Genomic DNA, 11,196 nt, shown 5'->3' with positions numbered 1-11,196 from the left:
ACTAAATTAAAACCATGGAAAACAGTAACAAAACCCGCTACTCAGACAGTGAACTTCAGGAATTTAAAGAATTAATTCAAGATAAATTACGCAGTTCTAAAGAAGAACTTAATGCATTAACATCATCATTAAGCAACCCAAACGCTAATGGCACAGAAGATACATCTGGCGCTTACAAAACTTTAGAAGATGGTTCTGCAACAATGGAAAAAGAACAAATCAATCAATTAGCTGCCCGCCAGAAAAAATTTATTGATAACCTTGAAAATGCATTGGTTCGTATCGAAAACAAAACCTATGGCATTTGTCGCGAAACAGGTAAACTAATCCAAAAAGAACGTTTACGTGCGGTTCCTCACGCTACTTTGAGCATGGAAGCTAAATTAAAGCAGAATTAATGAAAGGCTATACAAAACCTTTAATTGTTATCTTTTTAGTTTTACTTGCCGACCAGGTTTTAAAAACGTGGATTAAAACCCACATGTACCTTGGGCAGGAGTTTAACATTATAGGTAAATGGTTTATTATCCATTTTACCGAGAACAATGGTATGGCCTTCGGCATGGAATTTGGCGGGGAGTTTGGTAAACTGGCTTTATCTTTATTTAGAATTGTTGCAGTTGCCGGTATTGGTTATGGTTTGCATTATTTAATTAAACATAAATACCATCGCGGTTTAATTATTAATGTTGCCCTTATTTTTGCAGGCGCATTAGGTAATATTATCGATTCGGTATTTTACGGCAAAATTTATGGCTACGAAGGTTTGTTTCACGGCCGTGTTGTAGATATGCTGTACTTTCCAATAGCGCAAGGGCACTTTCCAAGCTGGATTCCAATTTGGGGTGGCGATGAATTTGTATTCTTCCGCCCGGTATTTAACCTTGCAGATGCCGCCATCTCAATTGGTGTAATACTTATTTTAATCTTCCAAAAAAATTATTTTAAAGAAGATGTAAAAGATGAAGTAAGCATCAATAGTGAGATTGTAGAAGATTGAGACTTGTAATTCTGAGTTTGTCGAAGAACAACAACGATTTATATAAATCCCATTTCTTAATTGAAATGGGATTTTTTTTATTCCCGTCATTGCAAGGCACGAATTAGTCTTAATACTGTAGCAAATCCAAAGGAGATTGCTTCGTGCCTCGCAATGAAGAATGGGCTAAAGTATGTTTTTTGAAAAGCAATCCCGCTACTAAAATCAATGTTTCTTCCCGCTATCCTTACTGCCAATGAAGCCTGTACTTTAACCATCTTTCCACTAAAAAATAACGAAAGAATTGAGCCGCATTGGCATTCATACTATCGGGTTTATTAACTTTGGGTACTGCTAAGAACTACAGATGCATGGCGTCAAACAAAATGATAAATTTTCTTGATATAACTTACTTAAACGCCGGAAACGAAAGGCAAAAGAAAGCTTATCTAATTCTATCCAAAAACAATATTTTAGAAAAGCTTAATCGCTTCGCTCCCATTCTGGTTGGTACCATCCCCATTAATATCGACATTGAAAAAAGTGATTTAGATATTATTTGCTGTTTCATTGATAAAGAAGAATTCAAAAATCACCTCGTAATGTTATTTCAGCATGAACAAGGCTTTATCATTTCAGAAAACGCTACTTTCAATTCAATAAAAGCTAACTTTTTTATCGACGATTTTGAACTTGAAATTTTCGGACAAAACATTCCAACACAACAGCAAAATGCTTATCGCCACATGTTAGTTGAACATAAATTGCTTTTAGAAAAAGGCGAAGATTTTAGGCAGCAAATTATCGCCTTAAGAAAGCAAGGTTATAAAACCGAACCAGCATTTGCAAAGTTGTTGAATTTACAAGGAAACGCTTATGAACAACTTTTGAAGTTGGAAACATAAGTTACACAAAGGCGGTCGTCATTGCGAGGCACGAAGCAATCTCAGCTTCAAAATAGATTGCCTCGTTCCTCGCAATGACGTGGTGGCTAAAGCATAATACCTCTTAACCTAGTTCCTAATTGAATCGAATATCCTATTAGTCGTCATTTCGACTGGAGCGTAGCGAAATGGAGAAATCTTTGTAAATAGATGCATTTCCAAAGATTTCTCCGCTAAGGTCGAAATGACGACCAAATCCATAAATCAATCTTTAAACAACAAACAAATTATATAACCAATAAAATAAGCCAGTAAATCGTAAACTGAAAAGTGAGTGCCCAAAACAATTGTCCAAAAATTACTATCCTGCAAACCTAACCAATTTACATAATGAGTTGCCTGTAAAAACTCAATAACAAAAGAAAAAATCAAGACACCTAAAGCCAGATTTTTATAATTCGTTTTCAGGAAAATTCTAAAGAAAGCATACATCAAAACCACAACCAAAACATCACCACCAAACGGACGGATAAAAGCATCATCCAAATATTTTGCTATTAAAACTTCTACAATAAAAATCGCCAGAAAAATAAATAGAAATTTTAGGCTGAAGGTTAATTTCATTGTTAAAATAGCATCGGTTCGAGCGAGGTGGAAAGAAAGATTGGCGTTTATCATTGCGAGGCACGAAGCAATCTCTAAGCTTAGATTACTTCGTGCCTCTCAATTGAAGAGAATCGACAAAAGTTCTTAATCAATTATATCGAAACCCATATATTTCACCAAAGCTTCAGGAATTTTGATGCCGTTTTCTGTTTGATAGTTTTCTAAAATTGAAGCAACAATACGTGGCAACGCTAATGCACTTCCATTTAAGGTATGCGCCAATTGCGTTTTCCCTTCCTTACCCTTAAAACGAATTTTTGAACGGTTACTTTGGAAAGTTTCAACATTTGATACTGAAGAAACTTCTAACCAACGCTCTTGCGATGCGCTCCAGGTTTCCATATCATATGTCATTGCAGAACCGAAACCCATGTCGCCACCACATAAGCGTAAAACGCGATAGTGCAAGCCTAATTTTTGCAATAAGCTTTGTACGTAAGTACTCATATCTTCCAGTGTTTCGTAAGATTTATCCGGGTGAGTTACCTGAACCAATTCTACTTTATCAAATTGATGCAAACGGTTTAAACCACGAACATGAGAACCATAAGAACCCGCCTCTCTACGGAAACATGGCGTGTATGCTGTATTTTTAATTGGTAAATCTTCTTCCTTTATAATAACATCGCGGTACAAGTTTGTAACCGGAACTTCCGCTGTGGGAATTAAGTATAAATCATCAACAGTTGAATGGTACATTTGTCCTTCTTTATCTGGCAACTGACCAGTTCCGAAACCAGATGCCGCATTTACCAAATGTGGTACCTGCACTTCTTTATAGCCCGCAGCAATTGCTTCATCTAAAAAGAAATTAATCAAAGCACGTTGTAACCTCGCCCCTTTTCCTTTATAAACCGGAAAACCTGCGCCAGTAATTTTAACGCCGAGTTCAAAATCGATTATATCATATTTTGCTGCCAATTCCCAGTGCGGTTTTGCATTTTCAGGTAACTGAGCTGGAGCTCCATGTACCAAAACCACTTCATTCTCTTCAGCGGTAGAACCTTTAGGCACTAAATCGTGAGGTAAATTTGGCAGCAATACCAATAAATTAAATTGAGCGGTTTCGAGCTCATTTAATTTTTCGGTAAGCATTTTAATATTTTCTTTGTGCGATGCTGTTTGTGCTTTAATGGCTTCGGCTTCTTCCTTTTTGCCGGCACGCATTAAATCCCCAATTTGTTTGGCAGCTGCATTTGCTTCAGCAGAAAGGCTATCAAGCGAAGTTTGAGTAGAACGACGGTCTTCATCAATTTTGATGATTTCATCAACCAACTCTGGTTGTTTAAAGTTACGCTTACTCAAACGTTCTAAAACTTTCTCTCTATTTTCGCGGATATAGTTAACTTGCAGCATTATTTAATTTTTTAGCAAAGATAATAATTAAGTCGTCATTGCGAACGTAGTGCGGCAATCTCTCTCCAAAAAGATTGCTTCGTCGTTCCTCCTCGCAATGACGAGCATACAAAAAATATGGACGGCAAACTATTTCTCGTACCCACACCAATTGGCAACCTCGAAGACATGACTTTTAGGGCAATTCGAATATTAAAAGAATGCGATTTAATTCTTGCTGAAGATACCCGAACCAGCGCACCAATGCTTAAGCATTTTGGCATTGATAAAAAGGTTTTCTCTCACCATCAACATAACGAACATAAGGCAACATCTGAGATTATAAAATTTTTACAGGAAGGGCAAAAGATTGCTTTAATTTCTGATGCCGGAACACCTGCCATTTCCGATCCGGGTTTTTTTCTTGTCCGCGAAGCGATAAAAAATAATATTGCAGTTGAATGTTTACCTGGCGCTACTGCATTTGTACCTGCTTTGGTAAATTCTGGCTTACCTGCTGATGCTTTTTGTTTTGAAGGATTTTTACCAGTAAAAAAAGGCAGACAAACGAAATTTAAAAAACTAGCAGAAGAAGAAAGAACGATTATACTTTATGAAAGTCCGCACCGTTTATTAAAAACTTTAGAAGAATTTGCACAATACCTTGGTGAGGATAGGCAAGCATCTGTAAGTAGAGAATTAACAAAAATGTTCGAAGAAACGGTTAGAGGAACTTTAGTGGAGATAAAATCACATTTTGAAAACAATGTTTTAAAAGGAGAATTTGTAATTTGCATTGCAGGAAAACCTGCATCGAAAAGTAAAAATAAATACAATGAAGCTGATTAACGGCTCAAATTAATATTTAAAAAATGATAAGCATAGATAGATTCTTAAGTGACGAACAAGACCCGAAAGCTGTAGAAAAGGTTATCGGTAAACTAAACGATCTTTTAACAGCAGGCGAGGAAATATTATACCTGGCTGTTCAAAAAAAGCCGGCTGTAAACTTGTTGCCAGATAGCATTGCAGTATCAAACAAAAGAATTTTTTATTGTGAGCCAGGTAATTTAGGTTTGACAATGAATTTCAAAGACATTTCATGGAAAAGTGTTAAAGAAGTTTCTTTTAAAGAGGAGTTTTTCGGCTCTAAATTTATTTGTGTGCCACAGCATGGAGAAAACATTGTTACTGAGTTTATTCCGAAAGTACAAGCCCGGAAATTACATCAGGCCGCAAATCAGCAATTAGAGGCCTATAAAGAGTTGTTACATCAGCAAAAGTTAGAGGAAAATCGTGCTATGGCAACAACTGCTAGTACAGCACCGCAGGCTTTTGCCGATATTGCTCCTGTAGAAAAAATAATTGCTGAGCCTGAGCCTATTCAAATTGCAGAAGTTGTAGAAGAACCGGAAGACGAAACAACATTAAAACTACGTAAGCTTAAAACTTTGTATGATAAACATTTGATAACTCAAGAAGAGTACGAAGCCAAAAAAGCAGCTATTTTAGATAGCTTGTAGAAATAGATTTCCCAGTACTGTCACGTTGAGCTTGTCGAAACGCATTACAATCCTTCGACAAGCTCAGGATGACATCTCGCCTAATCAGGCTAAATTATGAGCAAAAAACAAACCTATCTATTAGCATTATTAAGCGCATTTCTACTATGGCTTGCATGGCCACCAATGCCATTTACAACACCTTTATTGTTAATTGCCTTAGTTCCGCTACTTATTGCACTGGAAGATATCTCCAAAAGAGAAATTAAAAAACGCGGAAGAGCTATTTTTTTAACGGCGGGTTTAACGTTTTTAATCTGGAATTCGGCATCAATCTATTGGGTTTATAATGCTATAAGTGCATATAATGGAAAAATTATCGCCATTCCGATTTCGCTTATACCCTATGGTTTAGGTGCTTTATTAATGACATTTGCCTTTTGGCTCTTTTACAGGTTATCTAAATATACAAGTAAGAAAATAGCCTATTTGGGCCTAATTTCTTTTTACATTGCTTTAGAATATTTACAGCAAACCTGGGATTTAGCTTTCCCTTGGATGACCTTAGGTAATGGCTTAGCAGGCATGCATCAACTGGCACAATGGTACGATAGCACAGGTATTTATGGTGGTTCTTTATGGATTTTGTTAAGCAACATCGTAGCTTTTGAAGCTTATAAAAAACTAAAATCGCAAATCGGATATTTAAAATACAGAACTGCAGCAATTTGGGCAGTAATTGTTATCATTCCTATCGGGATTTCGTTAACCAAATATTACAATGCAGAGCAAAAAGGAACGCCAAGCAATGTTGTTGTTGTACAGCCTAATATAGATCCTTATCAAAAATTTGAAAGTATTTCTGCTAATGAACAACTTCAAATTTTAACGCATTTATCTGATTCGTTGGGGCAAAGCAATACCGAATATTTTATCTGGCCTGAAACAGCCTTGCCAACTTACGATGATGAAGACCGAATTCACAATTCTCAAACCTTACAAAATCTTCAAAATTTTTTAAGTAAGTATAAAAACGGAACGCTCATTACTGGTATTGAATCAATTAAATGGTACCCTCATAAAAAAACACTTTCTGCAAAACCCAGGGATGGAATGTTTTACGATAATTTCAACTCGGCCATGCAGGTAGAAAATTCTGCTAACGTTCAATTTTATCATAAATCCAAATTAGTGCCTGGGGTCGAAAAAATGCCTTTTCCTAAAATATTTTCGTTTTTAGATGGCGTTTTTGCTCAACTTGGTGGCGCAGTAAGTGGTTGGGGATGGCAGGAAGAACCTAGCGTATTGTATGCGCAAAGCGGTATAGGTGCGGCGCCTGTTGTTTGCTATGAGAGCCTTTGGGGCGATTGGATTGGCAAACAGGTAAAAGATGGTGCACAGTTCATCGCAATTATTACCAACGATGGCTGGTGGGGAAATACTTCAGGAAAATCTCAACATGAAATGTATGCCAGATTGAGGGCTATTGAAACCCGTAGAGATGTGGCACGTTCGGCCAATACCGGAATTTCATGTTTCATTAATCAAAGAGGAGATATTTTAAAGAGTACAAAATGGTGGACTAGAACTGCAATAAAGGCAGAAATTAATTTGAATGATGAAATTACTTTTTACGTAAAAAGTGGTGATGTGATTGCCAAATTACTTTGTGTTGCAGCTATTATTTTAGCCATGATTATTCCATACAGAAAATGGGTGAAGAAATAAAAAATACGCTTACTTCGCAATACGCTTACGTTTTATATTCAAGAAATACCATAATTGAATATATAAAAACCATGAGCATTGAAGATTTTTTAACTGAAAATAGCAGCTTCGGTCGTGGCTCTATTCGCAACCTTTTAGTACACATTTGCGATACTTATGCCGCGTGGATTGGTTTAAGAGCATTAAACATCCAGCAAGAGTTCAAGCCTTTTTCATATTATAAAGATATCGCTGATTGCATTACTTATTTTGAAGAGATTGATAGCTACATAAATACTTTCCTTCACAAATTTGAAGGCAGTTACGAGACTGAAATTGAAATCCAAAGAAATGGCGATATACTTAAGATATCACCATTAAGGTTATTTACACATACCATTACACACGAGTTTCATCACAAAGGGCAAATCATGTCGCTAAGCCGACATTTAGGCTACACACCTGTAGATGCAGATATTATCCGTTAATAAAAAATTATGAAATCAAAGCAAACGGTTCGTTTAGTGCTTTTAACAATTTTACTGCTTCTAAATATTGGTTGCGATCAAATTTCGAAAAACATTGCCAGAAATAACATCAGCGAATACGAACATATTAGCATTATCAAAGATACTTTTACACTAACTAAAGTAGAAAATAGTGGCGCCTTTTTAAGTCTGGGCGACCAAATGCCCTATATTTTTAGGTTAATAATTTTGACCGGATTGCCGCTTTTATTTTTAGGTTACGGAATGTTTTATCTTTACAGCAAGCCAAAGCTCCCAACAAGTTTTCAAATTGCATTATGCTTTTTAATTGGTGGTGGTATTGGAAATTTATACGATAGAATTAAATACGGTTCGGTAACTGATTTTATGCACCTCGATTTTAAAATTTTTGAAACAGGCGTTTTCAATTTTGCCGATATTTCTATTATGATTGGCGTTGGAATTTTGCTAATTCAGTCGCTAATGGCGAATTGGAAGACATTTACAAGCAATCAACCCGATTCAAATTAATTCTCGTATAGCTTGAAACAAATTTCTTAATCTGTACTTGCATTTTATCAGCAAACATATAATTATCTTTATCTGTTAACAATCTAAAATCAACTCAAAATTAAAAAAGATGAAAAGAAATGCTACAGCCGTTTGGCAAGGTTCTATTAAAGAAGGCGCTGGTAATATTACTACGCAAAGCACAACTTTAAGCAATACACAATACTCTTTCAATTCGCGTTTTGCCGAAGGTGTTGGTACAAACCCTGAAGAATTAATTGCAGCGGCACATGCTGGATGTTTTACCATGAAACTTTCTGCAAACTTAGGCGAAGCTGGTTTCACTGCAGATAAATTAGAAACGAAATGTGAAATCAATTTAGATCCATCAAAAGGTGAAATTGTTGAATCGCATTTAACATTAACAGCTTCAATACCAGATATCACTCAAGAAAAATTTGACGAATTGGTTGCAGATGCAGAAAAAAACTGCCCGATTTCTAAATTATTAAACACTACAATTAAGGTTGATGCAACTTTAGTATAGAAGACAATCATTTTAAAAAAGCGCTTGCAGAAATACAAGCGCTTTTTCTTTTAAATCAAATCGAAGGCTCTGGCATATTTTGAAATTTCAAAAGAGGATTTGGTATTCAGTTTATCGCGGATATTTCTTCGGTGCGTATCTACAGTTGTTGGCGATATGTGTAATTCATTGGCAATTTCGTTAGAACTTTTGCCCAAAGCCATTTCTTTTAAAATCGTTTTTTCACGCTTGCTCAATTTAGAGAAACTTCCGTAGTTGTTTCTGAGGAAATTATTTTCATCTAATAATCTATCAGCTTTTGCAGCCATGTGATGCATCGCATCAATTGGTATAGATATGGTTAATGATAAGAGTGGTAATCCGGCATCATCTTTCATAAATATTTTAGTACTCGATAAATGCCAACGCCAGCCATCAGTATCCGGAAACCTTAATTGTTGGTAATAACTTAAGGTATCTTCATGGCGATTTGATTCCATAAAAGCAATGATTTTCGGCACATAATCCCTTGCATCCTCCGGATTAAAATACCTATGATAGTATTCGGTATTGCTTAATTCGCAAACATCCTCTAAACTCAATTTAAGTTGATCCAAACCTCGCTTATTCATATAAGCAACTTCCCAGTTTTGAGTTTCATGTACAATGACAACACCGGGCAAATGTTCAAAAGATAAGGAATGCTGGGTTATCAAACGCCGCATTTCGCTGGTAAGGATAGGTTTGTAGTAGCTTAACATTAATAGAGAGGTTGGGATTATACATGCAAATTACTTAAAATTAGACAGATAGCCCAAGCCCTCCCGAATATTTTTAAACTAACTCAAATATTTTCCTACAATCGGCATCCGCCTGCCCATTCCAAAAGCTTTTGGAGAAACCCTCAAAATTGGTGGCGTTTGGTAACGTTTAAATTCGGCAATGTTAACCATTTTTAAAATCCTTGCCACTAAAGCTTCATCATATCCTTGCGCAATTATTGCTTTTGAACCTTGCTTTAATTCGATGTGCTGGTGTAAGATTTTGTCCAGCAAGTCGTAATCAGGCAACGAATCTGAATCTTTTTGGCCTGGCCTTAATTCTGCCGATGGTGGTTTTACTATGGTATTTACCGGAATAATTTCCTTTTCTGTATTGATGTATCTGGCAAGCTGAAAAACCTGTGTTTTGTAAACATCGCCAATTACACCTATTGCACCACACATATCGCCATACAATGTTCCATAGCCCACGGCACATTCGCTTTTATTTGATGTATTAAGTAGAATGTAGCCGAATTTATTACTCATTGCCATATTAATAATTCCGCGAATACGAGCCTGGATATTTTCTTCGGTTAAGTTGAAAGGCAAACCTTTAAAAGCTGGCGCCAGCATATTATCAAAAGCTTCGGCAGCTTCTTTTATTGGAATAATTTCGTGCATGCAACCAATGTTCTCCACCAAATCAAGCGCATCCTGAACAGAATGATCGGAAGAAAATTTAGACGGCATTAAAACGGCCATTACATTTTCTGCTCCAAGTGCACTGCAAGCTAAAGCACAAACCACAGCAGAATCAATACCGCCTGATAAACCTAAAACAGCTTTACTAAAACCTGATTTTTGAAAATAATCTCTAATACCTAAAACCAAAGCATCGTGTATTTGCTCAATATCTGTTAATCGCGGCGCTGCCGGATATTTATTTTTAACATTTTCAATTTCATTTAAATCAAAAACCTGCAAATCCTCTTCAAAATATTTCATTTCTGCTTTGGTAGCGCCTTCAGCATCAAAAACTAAAGAGCCACCATCAAAAATAATCTCTGTTTGCGCACCAACCTGGTTTACGTAAAAAACCGGCAAATTATATTTTTTTGCATTATCTGATAATACTTTTATGCGTTCATCATCATGCGTGTAAGAAAAAGGCGAGGCCGCAATATTAATCATAACATCAGGCTGCTCTTTTATCAACTCATCCATCGGATTTGAAACATACAATGGGTTATCATTTATGTTCCATAAATCTTCGCAAATGGTTAAGGCTATTTTTTTCCCTTTAAATGCTATACACTGAAATTTTGTTGCCGGCTCAAAATAACGATACTCATCAAAAACATCATAGGTTGGCAGCAATGCCTTTTTAGTTACCGCCTTTACCTTTCCATCTTCAATAAAAAAGGCAGCATTAAATAAATCTTTCCCTTGCAAAACATCATTTTTTATGGGTAAACCGATAATACAGGCTATATCTGTACAATGTTCAGCAATTTGCAGGGCAGATTTTTCGCAGAGCGAGATAAATTCATCAAATTCTAAAAAATCGCGTGGCGGATAACCACAGATGGCAAGCTCAGCAAAAACCACCAAATCGGCACCTTTACCTTTTGCAGTTTGAATACTGCTGATTATTTTTTGTGTGTTGGCTTCAAAATTACCAATGTGATAATTAAGTTGAGCTAGAGCTATCTTCATGTACTGTAAAAAATTAAAAGAATATGTCAAAGTTTAGTACAAGGTAACGGTTAATGATCGAGAAAAATTAAAACGGTCATTATTCTTTTCATACCTTATGTGTTTTATATTTGTTTATA

Annotated in this window: 13 protein-coding genes; 9 read left to right on the top strand and 4 right to left on the bottom strand. The window is 36.0% G+C overall.

The features are described 5' to 3' along the window. Positions 1–14: 14 nt before the first annotated feature. From LUA90_RS07985 to LUA90_RS07975, 3 genes are all read left to right on the top strand, one after another. Positions 15–398: a TraR/DksA C4-type zinc finger protein gene (locus LUA90_RS07985; RefSeq protein ID WP_231459062.1), complete on the top strand. Its 384-nt coding sequence runs from the start codon at positions 15–17 to the stop codon at positions 396–398. Next, positions 398–1,000, top strand: a complete 603-nt coding sequence (locus LUA90_RS07980) for a lipoprotein signal peptidase (protein WP_231459061.1) — start codon at positions 398–400, stop codon at positions 998–1,000. The genes LUA90_RS07985 and LUA90_RS07980 overlap by 1 nt, the downstream gene beginning before the upstream one ends. A 365-nt stretch (positions 1,001–1,365) precedes the next feature. Further along, positions 1,366–1,884 carry a DUF4269 domain-containing protein gene (locus tag LUA90_RS07975; protein WP_231459060.1) on the top strand — a complete coding sequence of 173 codons (519 nt, stop codon included), beginning with the start codon at positions 1,366–1,368 and terminating at the stop codon, positions 1,882–1,884. Between the two features lie 243 nt (positions 1,885–2,127). Here the strand turns inward: LUA90_RS07975 and LUA90_RS07970 are convergent, their stop codons facing one another. Together LUA90_RS07970 and serS are read right to left on the bottom strand one after the other, a co-directional pair. Further along, on the bottom strand, positions 2,128–2,487 hold the full coding sequence (locus LUA90_RS07970) for a DUF2809 domain-containing protein (RefSeq protein WP_231459059.1): 360 nt from the start codon (positions 2,485–2,487) through the stop codon (positions 2,128–2,130). Between the two features lie 126 nt (positions 2,488–2,613). Beyond that, positions 2,614–3,885, bottom strand: a complete 1,272-nt coding sequence (gene serS / locus LUA90_RS07965) for a serine--tRNA ligase (protein WP_231459058.1) — start codon at positions 3,883–3,885, stop codon at positions 2,614–2,616. Between the two features lie 117 nt (positions 3,886–4,002). On the opposite strand from serS, the gene rsmI reads away from it, so the two are divergent. From rsmI to LUA90_RS07935, 6 genes are all read left to right on the top strand, one after another. After that, positions 4,003–4,713, top strand: a complete 711-nt coding sequence (gene rsmI / locus LUA90_RS07960) for a 16S rRNA (cytidine(1402)-2'-O)-methyltransferase (protein WP_231459057.1) — start codon at positions 4,003–4,005, stop codon at positions 4,711–4,713. A 23-nt stretch (positions 4,714–4,736) separates the two neighbouring features. Beyond that, positions 4,737–5,387, top strand: coding sequence for a PH domain-containing protein (locus LUA90_RS07955; RefSeq protein WP_231459056.1), 651 nt, complete (start codon positions 4,737–4,739; stop codon positions 5,385–5,387). Between the two features lie 96 nt (positions 5,388–5,483). Further along, positions 5,484–7,094, top strand: coding sequence for an apolipoprotein N-acyltransferase (gene lnt, locus LUA90_RS07950; protein ID WP_231459055.1), 1,611 nt, complete (start codon positions 5,484–5,486; stop codon positions 7,092–7,094). Continuing rightward, positions 7,079–7,561: a DinB family protein gene (locus LUA90_RS07945; protein ID WP_231459054.1), complete on the top strand. Its 483-nt coding sequence runs from the start codon at positions 7,079–7,081 to the stop codon at positions 7,559–7,561. The genes lnt and LUA90_RS07945 overlap by 16 nt, the downstream gene beginning before the upstream one ends. Before the next feature lie 9 nt (positions 7,562–7,570). Next, positions 7,571–8,092: a signal peptidase II gene (lspA, locus tag LUA90_RS07940; RefSeq protein ID WP_231459053.1), complete on the top strand. Its 522-nt coding sequence runs from the start codon at positions 7,571–7,573 to the stop codon at positions 8,090–8,092. Positions 8,093–8,201: 109 nt separating this feature from the next. Continuing rightward, complete coding sequence (locus LUA90_RS07935) at positions 8,202–8,618, top strand: OsmC family protein (RefSeq protein WP_231459052.1); 417 nt, start codon at positions 8,202–8,204, stop codon at positions 8,616–8,618. A gap of 50 nt (positions 8,619–8,668) precedes the next feature. On the opposite strand, the gene LUA90_RS07930 is transcribed toward LUA90_RS07935, so the two are convergent. After that, positions 8,669–9,358 carry a response regulator transcription factor gene (locus LUA90_RS07930; protein WP_231459051.1) on the bottom strand — a complete coding sequence of 230 codons (690 nt, stop codon included), beginning with the start codon at positions 9,356–9,358 and terminating at the stop codon, positions 8,669–8,671. 78 nt (positions 9,359–9,436) lie between these two features. Next, positions 9,437–11,077, bottom strand: coding sequence for an NAD+ synthase (locus LUA90_RS07925; RefSeq protein ID WP_231459050.1), 1,641 nt, complete (start codon positions 11,075–11,077; stop codon positions 9,437–9,439). Between the last annotated feature and the right edge of the window lie 119 nt (positions 11,078–11,196).

The sequence above is a fragment of the Pedobacter sp. Leaf170 genome (assembly GCF_920984665.1).
Taxonomy (GTDB): Bacteria; Bacteroidota; Bacteroidia; order Sphingobacteriales; family Sphingobacteriaceae; genus Pedobacter.
This window is presented reverse-complemented; position numbering and strand designations above follow the sequence as displayed.